General features: G+C 63.4%; 23 protein-coding genes. 7 read left to right on the top strand and 16 right to left on the bottom strand.

Annotated elements, in window-relative coordinates; genetic code table 11:
* The first annotated feature begins 121 nt into the window (after positions 1-121).
* Positions 122-1,342, top strand: a complete 1,221-nt coding sequence (locus G4D79_RS14520) for an HNH endonuclease signature motif containing protein (protein WP_235867829.1) — start codon at positions 122-124, stop codon at positions 1,340-1,342.
* Here G4D79_RS14520 and G4D79_RS14515 read toward each other — a convergent pair.
* The 8 genes from G4D79_RS14515 to G4D79_RS14480 all read right to left on the bottom strand — a co-directional run bounded on the left by G4D79_RS14515 (position 1,339) and on the right by G4D79_RS14480 (position 10,526).
* Positions 1,339-2,940 carry a substrate-binding and VWA domain-containing protein gene (locus tag G4D79_RS14515; protein WP_007726253.1) on the bottom strand — a complete coding sequence of 534 codons (1,602 nt, stop codon included), beginning with the start codon at positions 2,938-2,940 and terminating at the stop codon, positions 1,339-1,341. The two genes, G4D79_RS14520 and G4D79_RS14515, sit on opposite strands and share 4 nt — an antisense overlap.
* Before the next feature lie 213 nt (positions 2,941-3,153).
* Positions 3,154-4,566 (bottom strand): acyl-CoA synthetase, encoded by a 1,413-nt coding sequence (locus tag G4D79_RS14510; RefSeq protein ID WP_099697874.1) that lies wholly within the window; start codon positions 4,564-4,566, stop codon positions 3,154-3,156.
* Between the two features lie 12 nt (positions 4,567-4,578).
* Positions 4,579-5,259 (bottom strand): rhomboid family intramembrane serine protease, encoded by a 681-nt coding sequence (locus G4D79_RS14505; protein ID WP_099697849.1) that lies wholly within the window; start codon positions 5,257-5,259, stop codon positions 4,579-4,581.
* Positions 5,260-5,323: 64 nt separating this feature from the next.
* Positions 5,324-6,427: a succinyldiaminopimelate transaminase gene (gene dapC, locus G4D79_RS14500; RefSeq protein ID WP_099697848.1), complete on the bottom strand. Its 1,104-nt coding sequence runs from the start codon at positions 6,425-6,427 to the stop codon at positions 5,324-5,326.
* Between the two features lie 5 nt (positions 6,428-6,432).
* On the bottom strand, positions 6,433-6,756 hold the full coding sequence (gene fdxA / locus G4D79_RS14495; RefSeq protein WP_003945248.1) for a ferredoxin: 324 nt from the start codon (positions 6,754-6,756) through the stop codon (positions 6,433-6,435).
* Positions 6,757-6,902: 146 nt separating this feature from the next.
* The gene (locus G4D79_RS14490; protein ID WP_003945247.1) at positions 6,903-7,661 is read right to left on the bottom strand and encodes a hypothetical protein; all 759 of its coding nucleotides are present in this window, start codon (positions 7,659-7,661) and stop codon (positions 6,903-6,905) included.
* Complete coding sequence (locus tag G4D79_RS14485; RefSeq protein ID WP_063316832.1) at positions 7,661-10,219, bottom strand: bifunctional FO biosynthesis protein CofGH; 2,559 nt, start codon at positions 10,217-10,219, stop codon at positions 7,661-7,663. The genes G4D79_RS14490 and G4D79_RS14485 overlap by 1 nt, the downstream gene beginning before the upstream one ends.
* 118 nt (positions 10,220-10,337) lie before the next feature.
* Positions 10,338-10,526, bottom strand: a complete 189-nt coding sequence (locus G4D79_RS14480) for a hypothetical protein (RefSeq protein WP_003945217.1) — start codon at positions 10,524-10,526, stop codon at positions 10,338-10,340.
* Positions 10,527-10,608: 82 nt separating this feature from the next.
* On the opposite strand from G4D79_RS14480, the gene G4D79_RS14475 reads away from it, so the two are divergent.
* On the top strand, positions 10,609-11,112 hold the full coding sequence (locus G4D79_RS14475; protein WP_007726268.1) for a PH domain-containing protein: 504 nt from the start codon (positions 10,609-10,611) through the stop codon (positions 11,110-11,112).
* Complete coding sequence (locus G4D79_RS14470) at positions 11,109-12,680, top strand: PH domain-containing protein (protein WP_081377527.1); 1,572 nt, start codon at positions 11,109-11,111, stop codon at positions 12,678-12,680. Before G4D79_RS14475 ends, G4D79_RS14470 begins: the two co-directional genes overlap by 4 nt.
* Here the strand turns inward: G4D79_RS14470 and G4D79_RS14465 are convergent.
* From G4D79_RS14465 to typA, 6 genes are all read right to left on the bottom strand, one after another.
* A complete protein-coding gene (locus tag G4D79_RS14465; protein ID WP_007726271.1) occupies positions 12,640-13,485 on the bottom strand; it encodes a uroporphyrinogen-III synthase in 846 nt (281 codons plus the stop codon). The two genes, G4D79_RS14470 and G4D79_RS14465, sit on opposite strands and share 41 nt — an antisense overlap.
* 51 nt (positions 13,486-13,536) lie before the next feature.
* Positions 13,537-13,953, bottom strand: a complete 417-nt coding sequence (locus G4D79_RS14460) for a hypothetical protein (protein WP_030536224.1) — start codon at positions 13,951-13,953, stop codon at positions 13,537-13,539.
* A gap of 92 nt (positions 13,954-14,045) precedes the next feature.
* Positions 14,046-14,204 carry a hypothetical protein gene (locus G4D79_RS14455; protein WP_003945210.1) on the bottom strand — a complete coding sequence of 53 codons (159 nt, stop codon included), beginning with the start codon at positions 14,202-14,204 and terminating at the stop codon, positions 14,046-14,048.
* Between the two features lie 107 nt (positions 14,205-14,311).
* On the bottom strand, positions 14,312-15,196 hold the full coding sequence (gene mshB, locus G4D79_RS14450; RefSeq protein ID WP_007726273.1) for an N-acetyl-1-D-myo-inositol-2-amino-2-deoxy-alpha-D-glucopyranoside deacetylase: 885 nt from the start codon (positions 15,194-15,196) through the stop codon (positions 14,312-14,314).
* Positions 15,193-16,977 carry an ABC transporter family substrate-binding protein gene (locus tag G4D79_RS14445; RefSeq protein ID WP_007726274.1) on the bottom strand — a complete coding sequence of 595 codons (1,785 nt, stop codon included), beginning with the start codon at positions 16,975-16,977 and terminating at the stop codon, positions 15,193-15,195. Before G4D79_RS14445 ends, mshB begins: the two co-directional genes overlap by 4 nt.
* A gap of 150 nt (positions 16,978-17,127) precedes the next feature.
* On the bottom strand, positions 17,128-19,035 hold the full coding sequence (gene typA, locus G4D79_RS14440) for a translational GTPase TypA (protein WP_007726276.1): 1,908 nt from the start codon (positions 19,033-19,035) through the stop codon (positions 17,128-17,130).
* Between the two features lie 324 nt (positions 19,036-19,359).
* Between typA and G4D79_RS14435 the strand changes: the two genes are divergently transcribed.
* Entirely contained in the window at positions 19,360-19,536 is a 177-nt protein-coding gene (locus G4D79_RS14435) for a hypothetical protein (RefSeq protein ID WP_003945207.1), read from the top strand.
* Here G4D79_RS14435 and G4D79_RS14430 read toward each other — a convergent pair.
* Positions 19,514-19,939 carry a (deoxy)nucleoside triphosphate pyrophosphohydrolase gene (locus G4D79_RS14430; RefSeq protein WP_007726279.1) on the bottom strand — a complete coding sequence of 142 codons (426 nt, stop codon included), beginning with the start codon at positions 19,937-19,939 and terminating at the stop codon, positions 19,514-19,516. The genes G4D79_RS14435 and G4D79_RS14430 overlap by 23 nt on opposite strands.
* 16 nt (positions 19,940-19,955) lie before the next feature.
* Between G4D79_RS14430 and G4D79_RS14425 the strand changes: the two genes are divergently transcribed.
* The 3 genes from G4D79_RS14425 to G4D79_RS14415 all read left to right on the top strand — a co-directional run bounded on the left by G4D79_RS14425 (position 19,956) and on the right by G4D79_RS14415 (position 21,750).
* Positions 19,956-20,258, top strand: coding sequence for a 4a-hydroxytetrahydrobiopterin dehydratase (locus tag G4D79_RS14425; protein WP_099697847.1), 303 nt, complete (start codon positions 19,956-19,958; stop codon positions 20,256-20,258).
* 271 nt (positions 20,259-20,529) lie between these two features.
* Positions 20,530-21,273, top strand: a complete 744-nt coding sequence (locus G4D79_RS14420; protein ID WP_003945233.1) for a hypothetical protein — start codon at positions 20,530-20,532, stop codon at positions 21,271-21,273.
* Between the two features lie 78 nt (positions 21,274-21,351).
* On the top strand, positions 21,352-21,750 hold the full coding sequence (locus G4D79_RS14415) for a hypothetical protein (protein WP_042448789.1): 399 nt from the start codon (positions 21,352-21,354) through the stop codon (positions 21,748-21,750).
* Here the strand turns inward: G4D79_RS14415 and G4D79_RS14410 are convergent.
* Positions 21,741-22,199, bottom strand: a complete 459-nt coding sequence (locus G4D79_RS14410; protein WP_003945257.1) for a MarR family winged helix-turn-helix transcriptional regulator — start codon at positions 22,197-22,199, stop codon at positions 21,741-21,743. The genes G4D79_RS14415 and G4D79_RS14410 overlap by 10 nt on opposite strands.
* Positions 22,200-22,227 lie beyond the last annotated feature (28 nt).

Genomic DNA, 22,227 nt, shown 5'->3' with positions numbered 1-22,227 from the left:
TCGAATGTATGTTCGACACTACCGGGGGGTAAAAGTGACGACGCAAGTATCTGAACAGGCGATATCCAAACAGGCGATATCCGCAGAGACCATCGGACAATTCCGGGCATCACTCGCCAGCATGGATCGATCCATCGACAACGCAGCACGCGTGGATCTTCTGCGCGCATTGGAAGAGTTGAAGGCCAGTTGCGCTGGTGCCCAGGCATTGCTGGCTGCCGATCTCGACGCGTTCACCCGCAACGACCGCGGCGAACGGGGAGTGCCGCGCGCATACCAAGGCCGTGGAATCAACGCGCAGATTGCCCTCGCACGGCGAGAGTCGGCTTGGTTCGGAACTCAGCATCTGAACCTGGCCCGCACACTGAACGACGAGATGCCTCACACACTTCGACTACTCGTCGACGGCTCCATCAGTGAGCATCAAGCGACGATCCTCATGCGCGAGACTTCATGTCTCACCGCCCAGGATCGCGCTACATTGGATCGCGAGTTCTGCTGCGACGCTGCAATCTTGGACGGATGCGGCAACCATCAACTGACACAAAGAATCCGCGCACGCACTGCCGAAATAGACTCCGATAGTATTGCCAGACGAGCACGCAAAGCCGTGGGAGACAGACGAGTGACGTCACGGCCTGCGCCCGACACGATGTGCTGGCTCAATGTGTTCCTTCCCGTGGCCGAAGGTATCGCCGTGCACGCCACGCTCAGGCGCGACGCAGATTCCGTACTTGCCGGCGGGGACAAGCGCACCCGAGCGCAAATCATGGCTGATCTCCTCGTCGAGCGAGTTACCGGAATCGGCCGCGCCACACCGACACCCGTCACCGTGAATCTGGTTGTCTCCGACCAGTCATTGTTGGGCGACAATTCCAACCCGGCGTACGTCCACGGGTACGGACCTGTACCAGCCGCTATTGCACGCGAATGGATCACCAATGCCAGCGAAGACTCCGAAACGGTGGCAACGCTCCGAAAGCTCTACGCACGCCCCGATACGGGCGCGCTGACCGCAATGGAATCCACGGCGAGAACCTTCCCGAAGGGGTTGGCGCGATTGATCGAACTCCGTGATCGAAGCTGCCGTACTCCGTGGTGCGACGCGCCGGTTCGCCACCGCGACCACATTCGCGATCACTCGAGGGGTGGCCTCACCAGCGCAGCCAACGGTGCCGGGTTGTGTGCGGCATGCAATTACGCGAAACAGGGCTCGGACTGGACTGCCGAACCTGTACCAGGTAACCGGCACACCTTCACCACAACGACACCTACCGGGCACCGGTATTCGTCTGAGGCTCCGCCACTTCCGGCACCCTGGACCAGTCCGGATGCGGCCTAAGTTCCTCGGTGAGCCAATGCGTTCACGAACACCTCGGAAATCTCCGAGGGGTCACGAGCGATGTACGTCGAACCGCCCGTCACGCGGGAGATATCGGCGAGCGCCGCCGCATCTGCGTCATCGGTGATGCCGATGGTGACGATGATGACCGGACGCGCCGGATCCTGCTCGCGTGCAAGTACATCGAGCAACTGTTCACGGCTGATGCTGTCAGGATCTTCGTTTGCGCCGTCGGTCAAGATGATGACACTGTTGACTGCTCGCGGATCGTACGATTCCTGAACCTTACGGAATGCGGCCAGCGTCGTGTCGTACAAACCTGTGGCGCCACGTTTGAGTTCGGTGAGCCGGTTCGCCTGATCTGCCATCAACTTTCGTTGAGTCACACCGTCGACGATCGTGTCGTAGCGCCTGATCGGCACCAATTCCTGGAAGTCCTGGGTTCCGTTCATACCTTGGGAAAACGCCCAGAGACCGGCAGCGACGCTGTCTGGGAAGACCTGATTGCCGGCCAGAGCAGCAGCAGTGGTCAACTGCATGCGCGTCTTGCCGCCTGCCGCCGGGTAGTCCATCGACGCAGACACGTCGATCGCAACGAGTGTCCGGATCGGCTTGGCCATCAGAGCCCAAGCGCCCAGTGTCTGATCGGCCACCGACTGTTCGGACACGGTCAGTGCCGTGACGTCACCGACTCCACCTTCGACGGCTCCACCGCCGGAAGTACGGAACCCGCTGCGCGTCAGCACTTCCTGAGCAGATTCACTGTGCAACAGCTCGGCGATGGCGTCACTCTTCTTGGCTGCGGCGTAGTGCCGGTCCGGTGCCGAAGCACTGACCACCAGGGGGTAATCCATGATCATGGTTCCCGTCGCCGGTACTGTCGCGGAAATCTTCGACTCAGCCTTCGTGAACTCGACGACCTGTTGCTCGGTCGAAACACCGACCTTTCCGGAGCTGACCAATTCGGTGAGCATCTTCTGTCCTACCGGCTGATCTTCGGTACGAACACTCTCCGCTTGCGCATGGGGTACGAGTGCCGCTCGAACGGATTCGGAGGTGGCCCCGGTCTCCGCGAGAGCTCCGAGAATGGGCGCCGACGCAACCCCTGTGAACAACGGATTGCCCAACGCCAGGTCGGGAACCTGAAGCGCCGTGAGCCAACTGGCAAACTGTTCGCCACCGCCGGAGGCGAGAACGACAGGCGAGGTGGCGATCGAACCTCCCGCGGCAGCAACCGGCCCCTTGGCCGTCAATGCAGCTTTGCCGACCCACGCTGTCGAATCCGGTATCCACATGTCCGGAGCGTCCACGCCCTTACCCAAAGTTCCCGCAACGTCCCCGGGCAGCGCAGAGGTGACCGTGATCCGTGAACAGCCTGTCTGCTCCGGCGACGATTCTGCGAGGATCTCCGTGACTGCCGGCGCGATCGCAGGATCCGCTGCCAGCGAGTACTCGTCGACGCTCTCGCAGGAATCGGACTGTGTTGCCTTGAAGACCACCACCCCGGTGGCGACTACCGCGACGGCAACCAACCCACCCACTGCGTAGAACCCGATCGACCGCCCGCTGTCAGGACTCGAATGCCGTCCGCCCGCCATGAAATCTGCCCTTCCGAGGCCACTCGCGCTCAGGCATACCGACGGTATGCGCGCGACTGGAACTGTCCCTACCGGGCGGTAGTGTAGCCAAGAACACAGAAATTCCAACTAGTGCTGAATCGTCGGAGAACGGGCGAGCCCGCATTCCGGGACAGGCCGGCCGAATTCACGAACCTTCAAGCGTCGCAGCGACTTTTCAGCAAACTGGCCTGCCTAGAGCAGCTCACGCTTCTGAACCTTGCCCATCGCGTTACGTGGCAGAGTCTCGGCAAATCGAACCTCACGGGGACGCTTGTGCGCCGACAACTCCGCCCCGACCAACTCGACCAATTCGGCTTCGGTGACCTCGGGAGTCCCGGGCTTACGGACTACGACGGCGATGATCCGCTGCCCCAGATCGGCGTCGGGGACACCGATCACCGCAACTTCGGACACCGAAGGGTGCCCGAGGATGGCGGTCTCGATCTCGCCGGCGCCGACTCTGAATCCACCGGATTTGATCAAGTCGATGGATTCGCGGCCGACGATTCGGTGGAACCCACCCTCGTCGATGACGGCGACGTCACCGGTCTTGAAGTAGCCGTCCTCCGTCCAGGACTCGGCGGTTGCGTCCGGACGGTTCAAGTAGCCGTCGAAAAGCATCGGCCCACGTACCTGTAGGCCGCCGATACTCTCGCCGTCGTGCGGCACATCGTTGCCCTTCTCGTCACGAAGACGAGTCTCGACTCCGCGCAGCGGCACGCCGACCCACCCCGGGCGTCGCTCGCCGTCGAAACGCGTGCTCAGGGTCAGCATCGTCTCACTCATGCCGTAACGCTCGATGGGCGTCAATCCTGTTCGCTCCCGCAGCTTTTCGAAGACAGGCACGGGAAGCGGCGCACTACCGGAGACCAGAAGTCGGGCACCGGACAACGCGCGGGCAGCTTCTTCGTCTTCGGCGATACGCGACCAGACGGTGGGGACACCGAAGTAGAGGGAGCCTTTGGCCCTTGCGTAGTTTTCCGGCGTCGGCTTGACGGTGTGGATCACCCGGCTGCCGATCCGGAGGGGGCCGAGGATTCCGAGAATCAGTCCGTGCACGTGGAAGAGCGGAAGCCCGTGTACGAGGGTGTCTCGCCACGTCCAGTCCCAGGCCTCGGCGAGCGCGTCGAGCCCGGCTGCGATAGCCGAGCGACTGAGCAGAACGCCCTTCGGTGGGCCGGTAGTTCCGGACGTGTACAGGACGAATGCTGTGGACTGCGATGCCGGTTCGGGATAGCTGTGCCACGAGCGAGCGTGCAATCGGACGGGAACCACGGGCAGGCCTTCGCAGTGGTCGTCCGTTTCCCCGAGCCATGCCTGGGCACCGGAGTCACGCAGAATGTGCTCTCGCTCAGCCTTCCCCGAGTCCGGCGGGACCGGCACAACGGTGACGCCGGCAATCAACGCCCCGACGACGGCGAGAATCGTTTTTGCTGTGGGAGTTGCCAATACGGCAACCCGATCGGCCTGCGCCACTCGCTCCGCGACCGAGGTCGCGGCACCGAGAATGGCACTCCGCGAGAGAACCGTGTCACCGATCGTCACGGCGTCGTCGAGGTCGTCACCGCGGGCAACAGCAAGGGGGTTCAAGGATCTCAGCAGCACCACGACAGCATCTCACAGCGCGGATGGTCGCAAACTTTCTCCTGCCCGACGCGCGTCCATCGAGTGCGGAGGGAACAGCGTCACCAGCGCAGCCCCCAAGAGCGCCCCGGAAAGCACCGCGAATCCGTGTGCGTCGTCGACCGTCACCAATGTTGCGCCGCCGACGACAATCACGACCGTCAGAACAATCTCAGGCATTCGCGGGCGCACCAGAACGCCGATCCCCGCGGCCGCCGCTGCCAGAGCAAGCGTGGCACCGGAGTTGCCTGCGCCGGTCGACGGGAAGACTGCGGTGGTGAGCAAACCGAACAACAGTTGACCGAGCAGGAAGAGAGCCCAGCCACGTGCGGCGCCCCAGAGCCGAAACGCAAGCGGTGCAACCACGGCCAGCGTCGCGAGATTGGTGACAGTTCCTGCGGCCCCTTCGTCCTGAACGAGCACGGAGGTCAGAATGCGCCACCATTGCCCGTCACGAATCAACGCGGGATCACGACGAAACATCTCGAGCAGTCCCGGCATCGCCGCCTGCAAGATGGAAGGCACTGCAACCATCAGCCAGAGGAGAGCTGCCGAGAGTGGGAATTCTCCGAAAACTCGACGACTTTTCAACCACACGAGCATCAGTGCAACCGAGGCAGCAACGACAGCAAAAATCAGTACCGCGTCCAAGCCGCCGGTCCCTGAGGTGGTCACAGCGCGACCTTACATCGGACCGATACCGACATCAGGGAACCTGACACCTGGGAAAGCACACGATTCAGGCGGAGAGGCGCTTTGCTGCCGCGGCGATTCGTTCGTCTGTTGCAGTGAGCGCGATCCGCACGTGCTTGCTCCCGCTCGGTCCGTAGAACTCACCGGGGGCAACGAGGATCCCACGATCGGCGAACCAACTGACCGTCGCTCGACATTCCTCGCCGCGCGTCGCCCAGAGGTACAGACCTGCCTCGGAATTGTCGACGGTGAATCCGGCGCCTCGAACAGCTTCGATCAACACACTACGACGCTCGCGGTACCGCTCGCGCTGGATGTTCTCGTGTTGGTCGTCGCCCAAGGCTGCGGTCATCGCCGCCTGGATCGGTAGCGGCAGGATCATGCCCGAATGCTTGCGCACCTCGAGCAGTTCCGACACCAGAGCCGGATCACCGGTGACGAACCCGGCGCGATAGCTCGCGAGATTGGACGTCTTCGAAAGTGAGTGGACCGCAAGCAAACCGGTCAGATCACCGTCGTTGACACGAGGATCGAGAATGGAGAGCGCATCGGCTTCCCACGTCAATCCGAGGTAGCACTCGTCGGAGACGACGATGGCGCCGCGCTCGCGCGCCCAGGCCACGACCTTCTGCAAGTGCTCGAGGCCGAGCACCTTGCCGGTGGGATTCGAGGGCGAGTTCACGAAGATCATCGCCGCCGACTCGGGACCGAGCTTGTTCAAGCCGTCGGCGCGCAGGACACGAGCACCTGCCAGTTTCGCTGCGACCTCGTACGTCGGGTACGCCAACTCCGGAATGACCACCAGATCGCCGGCTCCGAGACCGAGCAATGTCGGCAGCCACGCGATCATTTCCTTGGTACCGATGGCCGGCAGCACCGCTGCCGGATCGACGTCGGGAATGTTGTAGCGGCGATCCAGTGACTCCGCCACGGCCTCGCGAAGCGCGAGCGTGCCATGAGTCGTCGGGTATCCGGGCACCTCGGCAACAGAGGACAGAGCCTCCTGAATCACCGGGTCCACCGGATCCACCGGCGTCCCCACGGACAGGTTCACGATGCCGTCGGGATGAGAGTGCGCCTTCGCCGTGACGTCGGCGAGCGAATCCCACGGAAAATCAGGAAGCCCAGCGGCCACCGGAGTACGAGACAAGATCTCTATTCCTCACCCATGGGAGGCAGCGCCTTGATGAACGGCGTGTCGTAGTCGACCTTGCCGAGCTTGGCCGCTCCACCCGGCGAGCCGAGATCGTCGAAGAAATCGACGTTGGTGCTGATGTACGCGTTCCACTGGTCCGGGACGTCGTCTTCGTAGAAGATGGCTTCGACGGGACAGACAGGCTCACACGCGCCGCAGTCGACACACTCGTCGGGGTGGATGTAAAGCATGCGTCCACCCTCGTAGATGCAGTCGACAGGGCATTCTTCGATGCACGCCTTGTCCATCACATCTACACACGGTTCAGCAATCGTGTAGGTCACTGCCGATCTCCCTGCCTTCCTGTCGTGCATCGCCGCCGCAACACGCAGTTGCAAGGGGCCGAAAATCCGATACGACTCTCACGTACCGCGGGAACAGCCTATTATCCCCCTGCCGACCGACTCTGAGCAGGCGGGGGTAACACATTTCAGCCTACTGCGGTGATGTTCCTCGACCGAATCGCGATCCACTTCTCCCCCAGAGCGGCCGCGCGTACCAGTGCGCCCCGCTCACCGAGGTAATCCGCCACGACGCCGACCACCGGAATCTTGCCGATGATCTCGTACGGTTTTGTCCGCGACGGCCGCTTGTGCAACTCGTCCGTGATGGCACGAAAAGTCTTGGACGTGCGCCACAACGTTCCGATGAGCGCGAACGGGCGCCAGGTCTCGTCGGCGCCGCCGGCTGATTTCTCGGCGAAGTCTTCTCCGGTGAGAAGCTCTCGAGACTTCGTCTCACGCCGGCACAGCACCGACGCCAGGAGGTCCACCTGCTGATCCCGTTCGGTCACTCCGTGTTCACGGGCAACCGCAACGAGCACAACGGCCTGATTCGCGAAGGCCAGCAGGTCCTGGATCGGCAACCGATTGAGGAGGACGCCGAAGATGCCGGGAAACGCGACGGCGACGGTGTTGAGTGCACCCAACCGGGTCGTCCACCACTTCGAGCGCTGCTCGTCGGTCATCACCGACCACGCCGCCGTCCCGGGGAACTTGACGACGTCGAGGACCCAAGCGGCCGCGTCCAACACCATCGCAGCAGCGTTTCGCTCGGGATCGGTCGGCTCGAACGTCCGACGTTTGATACCGAGCGGATCGCTGTAGGCGAGGTCGAGAACCGGGTTGATCCCCCACACCGCTCGATCGAGAACCTCGACGACCTTGCGGTCCCCCAGTACGTCAGCCATCAGGCAATCGCTCCTTCGCGTCGTGCATGTGTGGTGGTTCGTTCGCGTGCCGGGCGTCCGATTCCCTCGGCGATGGCGCGCAGTTCTGCGACGGTCTTCTCGGAACCGTGTTCGGAGCCGGCCATCCGCGAGATCGTCTCTTCCATCAGCGTTCCGCCGAGGTCGTTGGCGCCGCCGTTGAGCATCATCTGCGTTCCGGTGATGCCAAGTTTGACCCAGCTGGTCTGGATATTGGGTATGCGGCCGTGCAGCATGATGCGTGCCAACGCGTGCGCAGCGCGGTTGTCCCGATTGGTCGGCCCTGGCCGGGAAGCGCCCGCCAGGTACAGGGGCGCGCTCTGGTGAACGAACGGCAGCAGCACGAACTCCGTGAATCCGCCTGTACGGTCCTGGATTCCGCGAAGAACGTTCAGGTGCCCGACCCAATGGTGCGGCTGATCGACATGCCCGTACATCATCGTCGAACTCGACCGCAGCCCCACCTCGTGCGCCGTGGTGACCACTTCGATCCATTCCGCCGTCGGCAGTTTGCCCTTGGTGAGGATCCAGCGCACCTCGTCGTCGAGGATCTCCGCTGCCGTACCGGGAATGGTGTCCAGGCCCGCCTCACGAAGGGCCGTCAGCCAATCCCTGATGCTCTCACCACTGCGCGATGCACCGTTCACGATCTCCATCGGAGAGAACGCGTGGACGTGCATCGACGGCACGCGCTTCTTGACGGCCCGGACCAGGTCGGCGTAACCGGTGACGGGAAGTTCCGGATCGATACCGCCCTGCATGCACACCTCGGTTGCGCCGGCGACGTGCGCTTCCCACGCACGGTCGGCGACCTGCTCTGCCGACAGCGTGAACGCGTCGGCGTCACCCTTGCGCTGCGCGAACGCACAGAATCGGCAGCCCGTGTAGCAGATGTTGGTGAAGTTGATGTTCCGGTTCACCACGTAGGTGACGTCCTCGCCGACGGCATCCTTGCGCAGCGCATCCGCCAGTGCCACAACGGCTTCCAGGCCCGGGCCCTCCGCCGTGGCAAGGGCCAGGTACTCGTCGTCGGAACATCCGGCCGGGTCGCGTTCGGCACTGCGGAGCGCAGCCAGCAGATCGGTGTCGACGCGAATCGGAGCACTGAGTTCGAGGACCTGTTCGCGCACGGTCTCCCAGTCGCCGAACGCACTGCCCAGGTCACTGCGGGTCTCGGTGTTGCGCCCGTCCGTGTCGATCTCGGTATTGAGATCGACGCGTCCGCTCGATTCCCACGACTCGTCCGGTTCCTGCCACGGCCGGCCCACCGGCTTGGTGTCGGGCAGGGCGAGGCCGGTCTTGGGATCCGCCAGCGCCTGCACGTGGCCTGCGATGCGCGGATCGATCCACGGAGCCCCCGCCAAGACATACGCCGGCTGAGCTGCGGTGCGTTCGGTCAGGATGAAGCCGCCCTCGGCGCTGATCTCGGCCAAGGTCTCGAGGTTCGGCCACGGACGCTCGGGGTTGACGTGATCGGGGGTCAACGGTGATACCCCGCCCCAGTCGTCGACGCCTGCGCCGAGCAGCGCGAGGCACTCGCTGTTCGAGACGAGATTCGGCGGACTCTGAATCCGCATCGTCGGCCCGAGCAACAGGCGTGCGACGGCGATGGCCGCGAGAAACTCGTCGAGTCCCGCATCAGGCGTATTGCGCATCGCGGTATCAGGCTTGGCCAGGAAGTTCTGAATGATCACTTCCTGGATGTGGCCGAACGCCTTCTGCGACTTGCGTATCGCCATGATCGACTCGGCACGCTCGAGGAAGTTCTCCCCGATGCCCACAAGAATTCCCGTGGTGAACGGGATGTTCAGTCGGCCTGCGTCGGTCAGGGTGCGCAGCCGAACCGCCGGGTCCTTGTCCGGGCTGCCGTAGTGGCATTCACCCTTGTCGGTGAACAGGCGGGTTGCGGTCGTCTCGAGCATCATGCCCATCGACGGCGCAACGGGCTTGAGCCGCGAGAGTTCCTGCCAGCTCATCACACCGGGATTGAGGTGTGGGAGCAGGCCTGTCTCCTCGAGTACCCGGATCGACATCGCTCGCACGTAGTCGAGGGTGGAGTCGTAGCCGCGTTCGTCCAGCCATTGCTTGGCTTCCGGCCAGCGAGCCTCGGGGCGATCCCCCAGCGTGAACAACGCTTCCTTGCAGCCCAATTCGGCGCCTGCCCGGGCAATGTCCAAAACCTCGTCCGGTTCCAGGAACATGCCGTGCCCAGCGGCACGCAGCTTCCCTGGCACCGTGACGAATGTGCAGTAGTGGCACTTGTCCTGGCACAGACGGGTCAGCGGAATGAAGACTTTCCGCGAATACGTCACGGTGTTCGGCCGACCCGCTGCCAGCAGACCGGCATCGCGAACCTTGGCCGCCGAAGAACACAGATCGGTCAGATCGGTTCCCCGTGCCTGCAGCAGCGTTGCCGCCTCGTCGACGTTCAGGGTCGCTCCGTCGCGTGCACGACGGAGAACTCGCCGCATCGCCGACGCTGACGGGCCGGGCGACGGACTGGACGAGGCGGACGCGGAAATACCTGGCATCGGAAGCATGGTGGGTTTGCCGGAGTCATCACCAGTTCGGTTCACCTAGCGATCATGCGCCATGTGGGACGACTAGTGCCACCCGGTGCCAGAAGTAGGCGGCCTCCCCGCCCCGACACCGCCTCGATCACGACGGCCGGTAGTCGTCGTCGACCGCAACCTCGACTCGTTGATCCACCACGTCAGCCACTGGCGCGTCGAGCGGAATGTCGGTCAGATCGGGTTCTTCAGGGGCGTTCGGATCTACGGGTGTCGATTGTTCGAGCGCATCTGATTCCGGAGCCTCCGGGTCGAATGTCGCATCTTGTTCGGTCATCACGTGCTCCCTTCGCGGTCGCCACACTCCACGATAGGGCCGATGTCGACAGATCGCCCCTCACTCGACCAAAGTAGTGCCCATGACTGCGCCGCAACCGCTGACCATGGCCGACCCGTTATGGCGACCCAGCACCAAAGCCCCGAGGCTGTGGGCAATCACTGCCTCACTGTTCTGGGTACCCGTCATCGTCGCCGAAATCGTCTGTGCCGTCTTGATACCCGGAATCCCGTCCTGGGTGGTCGGCACCGTATTCGCAGTCACCGTGCTCTTCGCTGCCACCTACATTCTGATGGTCCCGGCGTGGCGGTATCGGGTCCACCGATGGGAGATCAGTGACACCGCGGTATACACCCGCACCGGCTGGTTCACCCAGGAGCGACGCATCGCACCGATCTCGCGCGTGCAGACCGTGGACACCGAGCGCGGACCGATCGACCGCATGTTGGGTCTGGCAACCGTCACGGTCACGACAGCGTCGTCGGCCGGGGCCGTGAAGATCTCCGCACTCGACCAGGAAGTCGCCGACCGCACGGTGGCTCAACTGACGGAGATCGCGGGTACCAACGTGGGAGACGCGACGTGAACGAGAAACAGTTGGGCGACCCGACCGCGATCGAGATCCCGGTAGAGGCGGAAACGGCAGCTGCCGAGGCCGCGGAAGAGGAACAGCCCTGGCTCCGCCTCGACCGACGCATGCTTCTGGTCCACCCCGTCAACGAAGTCGTCAAACTGCTCCCGGTCCTACTCGTCTCCGTAGTTCTCGGCAGCCAATCCGGAAACCACTGGTGGGGACTCGGCGTCGTCACTCTGCTCGTCATCTTCGGTTTGTTGCGGTATTTCACCACCACGTACCGAATCGGACCCGTCCACGTTCAACTGCGCACCGGGGTCTTCCAGAAAAAGCTGCTCTCCGTCCCGCGTAGCCGCATCCGATCCGTCGACGTCGAGGCCGGGGTCATGCACCGGTTGCTCGGACTGTCGATCGTGCGCATCGGTACCGGCCAGCGCGCCGGGAGCGGCCACGATTCGAACAAGTTCGAGCTCAACGCCCTGTCGACCGCCCTGGTTCCGGACCTACGCGCCGCACTGTTGGCCGGCGCCCAGCAAGCACGGCGACTGGAAACCCCGGGCACGCCGGTCGAAAGCATCACCGAACCGGTCGACACCGAAATCGGTCACTGGGAACCGAGTTGGGTTCGCTACGCCCCCTTTTCGTTCACCGGAATCGCCATCATCGCAGCCATCATCGGCATCTCGTTCCAATACGGCATCGGCACTGCCGTCGCGAAATCCTCGGCAGTGAGCGACAGCTTCGACTCACTCGAGAGCCTCGGCATCGCACTGATGGTCGTCATCGCACTCGTCGTGCTGCTGGTGCTGTCGAGTGCACTCGCCTGCGTCCAGTACCTGATCGCGTTCGGCAACATGAAACTCACCGACAACGGCCGCATCCTGCATGTCAGTCACGGCCTGTTGAAGACTCGGCAAACCACACTCGACCGCGCCCGCCTCCGTGGCACGACGCTCAAGGAACCGCTCCTGCTGCGATTGGCCCGCGGCGCGCGGCTCGACGCCATCATGACCGGGGTCAGCGCCGAGAAGAAGGAATCTTCGCTACTGCTCCCGCAGGGACCGCGCAGGGAAGCCGAGCGAGTGATGGCCACCGTGATCGGTGACTCACGCCAGGCGTCCGCCCCGCTGATCCCGCACGGCCCGGCCGCGCGGCGTCGCCGGTACACCCGAGCACTGTTCCTCGCCGCGGTGGCGTTCCTGGTCTGTGTGGCGTGCGCGGCTTCTGGACTCGATGTACCGATCTACGCGTGGTTCGGGGTCGCCGTACTCGCCATCGGTGGCACCGCCCTCGCCTACGACCGATACAAGGGCCTCGGCCACGCAGTACTACCCGGATGGTTGATCACCCGAAACGGCTCGCTCGATCGCCAGCGTCACAGTCTCGAATCCGAAGGTGTCATCGGATGGACGGTGCGCGAGACGTTCTTCCAACGACGCGCGGGAGTGGCAACCGTCGTCGCCGCGACGCCCGCCGGCACCGGAAGCTACGAGGTGATCGATCTCCCCGCCGAGAACGCGTGGGAATTGATCGAAGCCGTCACTCCGGGCGGTGGCGACGTGTGGGCAGGTCGTCGATGATGAGCCTCGCCAGCGAACCGAGACGCGATCGCTCGGGCTGGATGGTCGGAACACCGAGGAGTTCCAGCGGAGCGGCCGTGACCGGTCCGACGCAGTAGGTCGGTACCGGTCCGCGCATCGCTGCGACGAACCGCTCCAGCTCGCCCATTTCTTTTGCCGTGCTGAGCATCGAGGAGACCGCGGGGGCACTGGTGAAGGTCAGCGCGTCGATCGCACCGGAACGAACTGCAGCGACCAACGCGCGGACCGGCGACTGATCCGGCGGCCGGATCCACCGATAGACCGATACCGGAGTGACAACCGCGCCGATGTCGGCGAGGGAGGCGCTCAGGTCCGTCAACGGCTCCCATTCGGTGATGGTGCCGTGCAACTGGACTGCGATGCGCAAGCCTGCCACTCCCTCGCTTCCGAGATGTGCCAGAACTTCCTCGGACGACTCACCCGAAGGCGACCATTCCTCGCGCAGTCCGGCGCCTCGGATGGCGCCCGTCGCCTTGGGGCCGCGGGCGATGATGCGCGTGTGGGCGAGCGCCCCGAGGAACTCCTCGGTCAAACCCCACGAGGCGACGGCCTCGAGCCAACCCCTGAAGCCGATCCCGGTACTGATCACGACCAATTCCGGAGGATCGGCAATCAAAGCGGACGTCTGAGTCCTCAGGTCTCGATCGTCCACCAAGGGCAGCACATGGATCACCGGTGTCCGCACGATCTCCGCGCCTCGACGTTCGAGGAGCGTCGCAAATTCTTCGACACGCCGTTCTGCGGTCAAGGCGATAGTCGCACCCGCCAAATCATGTTCAGCCACAGGCTGAGTGTCCCTTATGCACGGGTCAGTTTCCTACGCGCGCGCCGAGAACTATTGCGAGCTGAGGGTGGCAAGTCTGTTGATCGCCACTTTGAAGAGGAAAACGGCGGCCGGAGCGATCGCACCGACCAGCAGCAGGAAGGTCAGAGGGGACGAAAGCACGAGTACGTCGCCGCCGGGGCCGCCCACCATGCACACCAAGAACCCGACGATCCAACCGGCGAGCGGCAATGCGGCCCTACCCGGCGTCGTAACCGTGCGGGCGGCGATCACCAATACGAGGTTCGCGGTCGCGGCTACGAGAATGCTGATGGGAAATGCCGTCGTACCGAGATGAGTCGGCAAGAACAGGACGGACAACACCGCGCACAAGAACCCGTCGAAAATCAGGACGCCGAGGATGACAGGGTCGAGCCACGACAGCGACGTTCCTGTCGAGGCGTCCGTGTTGTTCTCGACCGTCGTCATGGTTTTGATAGTGGTCTATCGGTCGTCATCGCGCGAGCGCGGGGTCCCTCCCGACAAGCACCCCGGCTCGCGCCCGAAAAGCACGAAGCTGATCAGGGAACCGGCGGGAACCCGAGCAGAGTCAGCAAATGACTCTGCTGATCTGCGAATGCGTAGAGCGACCCGTAATACAAGTCGTGGTAATAACCAGCCATCGGACGCAACGAATCGACGAAGGCGACGATCTGGTTCTGCAGGTCCCAGTTGTACATTTCTTCAGCCCCCAGGCTTTGCTGTTACCGAAAGGACCACCCATCCGGTGACACGCATCACACACCACTACGGCGTCGATCGCAATGCCTGAGAGCCGACGCCCAGGTCAGCTGTGCAGCCCGCCGAACAGATCGCGCTCGCGGCCGTCCTCACCCACCGGACCGAGCGCGCCGGCGGCCAATACGAAATGCTCGACCGTCAGGATCGGTTGGACCACGTTGTTCGACAATGCGAACTCGGCTCGGCTCGGGGCTACCGTCACCTGAGTGGCGTGGGCGCTCAATGCCCTCGCCTTCGCATCGATGACGCCTCGAACGTCGATTGCCGTCGTCACGTCTGTGTCCTCGACGCTCGGCAATTCCCCGGGCTCGGGCAGACGCCAGTTCTCCGGGAACTCGGAAATCGCCGCGATGCCGCGTTCGAGTCCGCTGCGCTCGGTCACGGTCCAGTAGAACTTCGGAGTCGACCACGGCTCGCCGGTCTCGGGATACGCGGTCGTTCCTGCAGCTTCGACGGCCGCTGTCGTGATCGCGTGCGCCTGGATGTGATCCGGGTGCCCGTAGCCGCCGTTGGGGTCGTACGTGATCACGACGTGCGGCCGAATCTCACGAATGACGGCGACCACCGCGCCGACTGCTTCGTCGAGTCGAGCATTGACAAAAGCACGGGGATTGGCGGCCGAAGGTGTGCCGATCATTCCGGAGTCGCGATACCGACCGGCACCGGCGAGGAAGCGAGGAGCGGCACTGCCCAAAGCCGACAAAGCAGCGCTCAGTTCCGCGATCCGGTAGCCACCGAGTTGATCGGCCTCGGAAGCCACGAGCCCGGCCCACGCATCACCGATCACTTCGCCTTCCTCCCCCAACGTGCAGGTGAGGACTGTGACCTCGACGCCTTCGGACGCGTATCGCGCGATGGTGCCACCGGTGGTGATCGTTTCGTCGTCCGGATGTGCGTGCACCAACAGAAGTCGCTTCGCCGACGCGGTCACTTTTCCACCCTCACCCAGTCCGTAGCGTTTCCGAATATCCCCACCTGCACCGGCCCGTCGAGGACCACGCCCTCGACTCCGGTCCCGACCGCGACCAGCGCTCGGCTCTGCACGATCGGCAAAACCGCCGCAAGATCCCACAGCCTGGGTTCCGCATCGGCGATCAACGACCCCAGATCCCCGATGCCACTGAGCGCTTCGTCGATCCGACCTTGCAACGCCGGATCACACAGCCCGGACAGGTTGCTCGGAGCCTCGACGCTTGTCGTTCGGATGGGCTCCGGTGTCTGCGACGGCGTCGGTGCGGGCACTGCCGAACTTGTTGCCGGAGTGGAAGGTGCGCTCGGGCAACTGAACCGCGAGGCCAGCGAAGTGGCCGTGTCGGCGCCTGCCCGGCTCCAACCGACGATCATGTCGACGCGTCCTGTCGTCAGGTCCTCGCCGTAGAGTTCCTCCGGCGCCACCGATTCGACGGTCGCCAGGATTCCCACGTCACGCAATTCGTCGGCAGCGGTGTTTGCCACGGCGATCGCGATGTCGTCGTTTTCGGGAGCGCCGATCAGCAGTGTCAACTGGGCGCCGTCACGGACGATCGATCCGACCGTTCCAGTGCCCGTGACGATTCCGGTGGGCGGTGCCGTCAGGTAGCCGGCTGCAGTCAGCTCGCCCAGCGCCTGCTCCCTGGTCGGTTTCGGCGGCGCGGTGGGCGCATATCCCGGATCCGACGGAGCGAGGATCTGAGCTTTCACCGGGGCCGACGCCGATTCACTCCCTGCCGCCACCACGGCGAGCAGGTCCGGATCGAGCAGTCCCAGAACACCTTTACGCACCCGAACATCCGCGAAGTTCTTGCTTCGCCCGTTCACGTTGATGTCGAGAGTGCGCGGAACGTAGGAGAATGCCGTCCTGACACCCGGGATTGCAGACAGCTGAATATCCGTGGCACTACCCGAATGAACCTGCGCCACTTGGGCATCGTCGGTACGCAGCGCATCCGCCAACTGCGCAGCCGTTCCTCCGCGTCGCAGAACTATCTGATCCGGGTCTGAAGGCTTGCCCCAGAATCGGTCGTTGCGTTCGAGCACGATTTCGTCCCGGCCGCGGTCGACCGAGCGCACGTGAAAGTGGGCTCCCGACACCGGAATCCCCTCACTCAGGCCGGTGCTGAAACCGCCGGGAGTGTCCTTGATCAGGTGGGACGGAAGAATATCGGTGAACAACTCTCGCCATGCCGGATACGGCGCACGCATCACGACGTTGACCGTTTTGCCGCCGCCGGACGAGTTCACGTCGTCGATCATCTGATAGCCCGCGGGATTGACCACACCGGGAACCGAGATCATCTGCTGCCACAGGTAGCGAAAGTCTTCTGCCGCAATGGGAGCGCCGTCCGACCATTGGGCTTCGTTGCGCAGTTGGTAGCGAATCGTGAACGGGGCCTCCGACGTCACTTCAGCGGAAACGAGGAAAGAATCGTCGATCGCCCACTCCGTCGCGCCAGGTTGTGTGGGCGAATTGATCGGGCGAAACGCACTGGGCAGTACGAGGTTGCCGACTGCGGAGTTGACCGGCGACTGATCCGCGAGCAGGTGCGGGTTGAATCCGCCTCCCACCTCGTCGATTGCCACAGTGACCTGCTTCATCGCCGGAACGACCGGAGTCGGTGTGGGCTTGACGGTTTCGGTGCTCTCGACCGGAGGCGGCGGATCGGCTGTACATGCAGTCAGTGACAACGCCGTCACTGCCACTGCCAACGCCAGGTAGCGACGTCCTGAGGCCACAGACAATTCCTTCCGTACGGGGCCGCGTCGCCCCTTCGCACTCGATTTCCAGGCAGAACTTTGCCTGGAAACCATGAAGGCGAATGTACCTTTCCGCCGAAAACTCGGCTGAAAGGCACATCCGCCTGTCAGGTTGTAACCGACGAAAGACTACAGAGCAGCCTTGTCGCGTGCCTTACTACGTGAACGCTCGCGAGCGCGCTCGGTTGCGTTGAGGTGCACCTTGCGGACGCGAACGTCCTCCGGGGTGACCTCGACGCACTCGTCGCTGGAGCAGAACTCCATCGCTGCTTCGAGTTCGAGCTTGATCGGCTTTGCGAGGGTCTCCATCACGTCTGCGGACGACTGACGCATGTTGGTCAGCTTCTTCTCGCGGGTGACGTTGATGTCGAGGTCTTCCTGACGCGGGTTGATACCGACGACGTGTCCCTCGTAGGTGTCTGCGCCGGGCTCGACGAAGAAGGTTCCGCGGTCGGCCAACTGGATCATGGCGAACGGCGTCACCGTGCCGGAGCGGTCCGAGACGAGCGAGCCGGTGTGGCGCGCACGGATCTCGCCGGCCCACGGGCCGTATCCGTCGAACACGGCGTTGGCGATACCGGTTCCGCGGGTTTCCGTGAGGAAGTCCGTGCGGAAGCCGATGAGGCCACGCGAAGGAACGATGAACTCCATGCGAACCCAGCCTGCGCCGTGGTTCGACATCTGGACCATCTTGCCCTTGCGGTTGGCCAGGAGCTGCGTGATGGCGCCGAGGTACTCCTCGGGGCTGTCGATGGTCAGCTCTTCGAAAGGCTCGTGAACCTTGCCGTCGACGAGCTGCGTGACAACCTGCGGCTTACCGACGGTGAGTTCGAAGCCTTCACGACGCATCTGTTCGACGAGGATGGCGAGTGCGAGCTCTCCACGACCCTGGACCTCCCACGCATCGGGGCGACCGATGTCGAGGACCTTGAGCGAGACGTTACCGACGAGCTCCTGGTCCAGGCGGGACTTGACCATGCGTGCAGTCAGCTTGTGACCCTTGACGCGACCGACGAGCGGTGACGTGTTGGTGCCGATCGTGACCGAGATTGCCGGCTGGTCGACGGTGATGCGGGGCAGTGCGACCGGGTTCTCCAGATCAGCGAGGGTGTCGCCGATCATGATGTCCGGGAATCCTGCGACGGCGCAGATGTCACCGGCGACGGCGACCTCACCGGGAACGCGCTCGACACCGATGGTCGTGAGGAGTTCGGTGATCTTGGTCTTCGTGACGACGGGCTCGCCGTCGACCTCGCGGCACCAGGACACGGTCTGGCCCTTGCGCAGCTCGCCGTTGTGGATGCGAACGAGTGCGAGGCGACCGAGGAATGCGGATGCGTCGAGGTTGGTGACGTGAGCCTGCAGCGGTGCGTCGACCGAGCCCTTCGGCGCGGGGACGTACTCCATCAGCACCTGGAAGAGTGCGGTGAGGTCCTCGGCGTCGGGAGCCTTGCCGTTCTCGGGCTGCACGGTCGATGCCTTGCCTTCGCGACCGGACGCGTAGAGGACGGGAAGTTCGAGTGCGAGCTCAGCGGCTTCGGCGGCCTCGTCGGACAGGTCCGATGCGAGGTCGAGGAGCAGGTCCTGAGCCTCGGTGACAACCTCTTCGATGCGGGCGTCGGGGCGGTCCGTCTTGTTGACGACCAGGATGACGGGCAGCGAAGCGGCGAGTGCCTTGCGCAGCACGAAACGCGTCTGCGGCAGGGGTCCCTCGGAAGCATCGACGAGCAGGACGACGCCGTCGACCATGGACAGGCCGCGCTCGACCTCGCCACCGAAGTCGGCGTGGCCGGGGGTGTCGATGACGTTGATGACGGTGATGGAACCGTCTTCGTTGACCTTATGTACTGCGGTGTTCTTCGCGAGAATGGTGATGCCCTTCTCGCGTTCGAGGTCGCCGGAGTCCATAACGCGATCGACCAGCTCGGCGCGCTCCTCGAACGCGCCGGACTGACGAAGCATGGCGTCGACGAGGGTGGTCTTGCCGTGGTCGACGTGTGCGACGATGGCAACGTTACGGAAGCTGGTGATGGTCACGCGATGGCTCTCCTGGCTGAGTTGATTCGGCCACGCGAAAGTCAAGTCGCACGGCTCTTCTGGTGGCCGCTGCACGAGTGTGTGATCCGAATCAGGGCACGAATCGCCTGAGAAGGCACCGCGGCCTAGTAAATACTACTCGCTCCGGGCTGATACTCCTGCATTGTGCGGCCTCTATCACCGCCCCCACCAGCGAATAGTGATCTGCACCACGCCGATGCGCGTAGGATTACGACCTGAAGAAACAGGTCATTTAAGGGTACGCTAACCTCGTTCCAAGAGCGGGCTCTCCGCCGTAGTGAAACAGGAAAGCCGCAGCGTCACATGGGAAAAGTCAAGGCAAGCAAGGTCTCGCAGCTCAAGCCGAAGAAGAAGTGCTGCCGCAAGAAGACGCGGTGCATCAAGTGTCCCGTCGTCATCATGCGGATGAAGAAGCTCGAGAACGAGGGCGCATCCAAGAAGGAACTGAAAGCGGGTCTCAAGAAGGCTCGTGCGGCGTAAGCGCGCTCAATTCCGCGAGTAACTCGGGAATCCAGGCTCGATCGTTGTCCACCAGATCCATCGACAACAGTTCTTCGGCGTCGACCCATGTCAATTGAGCATGGTCGAGCGCGACCGGTTCTCCCGACACCAACTCCGCCCGGTAGGCCCGCAGGACCAACCCAGGCGACAGTGGCACGTCGACACCGATTCTGGCGCCGCATCTCACCTCGACCGCCAGTTCCTCGAGCAGCTCCCGCGCCAACGCGTTCTGTGGCGATTCGAATTCTTCGACCTTCCCGCCCGGCAGCTCCCAACGACCGGCCAAAGCCGGCGGACTCGTCCGCTGCGCGAGGAGCAGCCTTCCCTCGCGGAAGATCGCACCGGCGACAACTTCCCGATCCCTTGCAGGTGCATCACTCATCGCACCATGATGGAGTATGGCCACTTTGTTGTCCGACTCCGCGATCCAAAACGCTCTCGACGAACTGCCCGCCTGGCAACTGTCGCCAGGGTCGATCACTCGCACGGTCGACTCCACGACATTCCCGGACGCCATCGCGCTTCTTCAACGCATCGCGGCAGTCGCCGAGGCCGCGGATCATCATCCCGACATCGACGTTCGCTGGCGAAAGGTCACGTACACGCTTTCGACACACTCGGCGGGCGGTCTCACGGAACTGGACTTCGACCTTGCCCGTCGAATTGACGTACTCGTCGACGATTCGGTCCGTTTCGACTGATCTTCGAGTGAACAAACCTCGCAATCTGACGTAACAGTTGCATCAACTTTCACATAGATCACTTCAGTCACAGGTATGGTCGCCGTAAATCACGATCGAGGCCGGTCATGCCATAGACTCCCCCCGGTGCGTAGCTGCTCAGCAACTGAACAGCTGTACAACCCGGGGGCTCTGTACATAGAGTGACCCCTCGAGCCGTCAAACGCGGAGCTCGCCTAGGCGCCCGCGCGGTATGACTAAGGATGGGGAAACAGTGCTTCGAACCCGAGGTATGCGAAAGGCGTTCACCGCCGTCGCTATTGCCGCAGTAGCAGGACTGGCATTGCCGGCACAGGCAATGGCCGATCCGGCAGCACCGCCCGCACCCGAAAGTGTGCCGATCGAGTTCCTCGCATCGTTTGCGCCCGCCATCATCGGCGCCGCCGCAGGTCCGGCCGATGTTGCAGGCGGACCGCAGCAAGCGTTGCTCGACCAGGCTCGCGCGATCCTGAACTCCCCCGGCATTCCGCCCGAGATCAAGGCCACCCTCGAGAAGGTCATCACCTTCCTCGACGGCAGCGGCGGCGGCGGACCGGCGATCCCGGACGAGAACGCCCCCGTCATCGCGCAGTTCCTCTACCCGACGCTTGGCAAGGGCTGCATCTCGGCCACCGCCGATTCGGTCGGAACCGCACTTGCCGTTCCCGGCCCGGCTCACCTGCCTCCTCCCGGTCCCGCTGCCGGTCAGGCCGGATTCGTCTTCACCGCTCTCGGTACGGCTCCCGCCGTCGACGACCAGCCGGTGCCGATGACCGTCACCTGGGTCAACATCGACAACCAGCGCAGCGCCACCCAGAACTTGACCAACGCCGCACGCATCAACCCGGACGGCCCAGCCACTCTGTCGGCTATCGCCGATACCGGCCCCGGACGCGTTCTCTCGGTGATCAGCGGTTCGCTGACCACCCAGCCGGAAGGCGCAGATCGCATCACCTGCAGCTTCCTTCCGACCGTGGGCATGTTCGCGGTAGCTTGATCGAAGTCTTGTGAAAGGGACCCACCGAATTTCGGTGGGTCCCTTTTGCATCTCCGATCACCGTGATAGACCCGATAGATGGGACATCTACGAGTGGACATCACGCACGGTCGTCCAGAGAAGAAATCCGGCCCAGACCAGTCGATACGGTCACACAAGTCGACGCGATCGATACTGTCCATCCGATCCGAGGGGTCCATTCTCTCGATCGGATCGGCGTACTCGATCCTGTCGATCGGTAGCGTCGGCTCTTTTCTTTCGATCGGAAGCATCGGGTCTACGGCGTCGGTCCTGAGTTCGGGCTCGTTCGCCAGTCTCGGGTCCGCGCTGTCCGGTCTCTCACGTTGGTCACTGCTCTCCTGGCGTGGAAATCATGCAGCCCCCGAAGAGCACCCGAAACTTGTTGTCATTGCGCCGGAATCGGATTCGAGCGATCCGGACCGCTCACTACGATCCGTCTCGCACTCTCAGACCTGATTCGGTCGCGGCCATTCGCGGCCTTCCAGCGCTTCGACCGAGGTATTGAATTGCCGCAGTAGGTCACCGAGCGCGAGACGCTGCTCCGGCGTCCACTCGCGGAGGACCTTTTCGACACCGGCTGTCGAATGTTCGCGATCAGCACGAAGTTTCGACAGCCCCTGCGCCGTCGGCCGGACCTTTCGCGCGAGCCCTCCGTCCGGATCCTCCACTCGCTCCACCAAGCCCTGACGCCTCAGCGCGCCGATCTGCCGGTTGATGGTGGAGATGTCGAGCGAGAAAGCGCAGGAGAGTTCCTTGAGGCTCATGGGATGTTGCAATTCCAGTCGACCGAGCAGTAGATACGCCGACCGGTCCAGATGAAGTTCGGCCCGTTGTGCGAGCGCGTGGTAACGCGAGAGCAGAGTCAACTCGTACTCGATATTCACCAGATCAGGGTCCCGGTCCATCCTCATATTGTGCAGACTACACACGATG

It is taken from the genome of Rhodococcus sp. WY5 (assembly GCF_018588185.1).
In the GTDB taxonomy this organism is placed as follows: domain Bacteria; phylum Actinomycetota; class Actinomycetes; order Mycobacteriales; family Mycobacteriaceae; genus Rhodococcus_F; species Rhodococcus_F qingshengii.
This window is presented reverse-complemented; position numbering and strand designations above follow the sequence as displayed.

Coding starts and splice junctions, on each gene's coding strand:
- G4D79_RS14415 (WP_042448789.1), top strand. CDS start 21,352: ATGGGACATCTACGAGTGGACATCACGCACGGTCGTCCAGAGAAGAAA.
- G4D79_RS14485 (WP_063316832.1), bottom strand. CDS start 10,219: ATGCTTCCGATGCCAGGTATTTCCGCGTCCGCCTCGTCCAGTCCGTCG.
- G4D79_RS14480 (WP_003945217.1), bottom strand. CDS start 10,526: ATGACCGAACAAGATGCGACATTCGACCCGGAGGCTCCGGAATCAGAT.
- G4D79_RS14520 (WP_235867829.1), top strand. CDS start 122: ATGGATCGATCCATCGACAACGCAGCACGCGTGGATCTTCTGCGCGCA.
- G4D79_RS14515 (WP_007726253.1), bottom strand. CDS start 2,940: ATGGCGGGCGGACGGCATTCGAGTCCTGACAGCGGGCGGTCGATCGGG.
- G4D79_RS14430 (WP_007726279.1), bottom strand. CDS start 19,939: ATGAGTGATGCACCTGCAAGGGATCGGGAAGTTGTCGCCGGTGCGATC.
- G4D79_RS14490 (WP_003945247.1), bottom strand. CDS start 7,661: ATGGCTGACGTACTGGGGGACCGCAAGGTCGTCGAGGTTCTCGATCGA.
- G4D79_RS14425 (WP_099697847.1), top strand. CDS start 19,956: ATGGCCACTTTGTTGTCCGACTCCGCGATCCAAAACGCTCTCGACGAA.
- G4D79_RS14460 (WP_030536224.1), bottom strand. CDS start 13,953: ATGACGACGGTCGAGAACAACACGGACGCCTCGACAGGAACGTCGCTG.
- G4D79_RS14455 (WP_003945210.1), bottom strand. CDS start 14,204: ATGTACAACTGGGACCTGCAGAACCAGATCGTCGCCTTCGTCGATTCG.
- G4D79_RS14475 (WP_007726268.1), top strand. CDS start 10,609: ATGACTGCGCCGCAACCGCTGACCATGGCCGACCCGTTATGGCGACCC.
- G4D79_RS14410 (WP_003945257.1), bottom strand. CDS start 22,199: ATGGACCGGGACCCTGATCTGGTGAATATCGAGTACGAGTTGACTCTG.
- G4D79_RS14435 (WP_003945207.1), top strand. CDS start 19,360: ATGGGAAAAGTCAAGGCAAGCAAGGTCTCGCAGCTCAAGCCGAAGAAG.
- G4D79_RS14420 (WP_003945233.1), top strand. CDS start 20,530: ATGCGAAAGGCGTTCACCGCCGTCGCTATTGCCGCAGTAGCAGGACTG.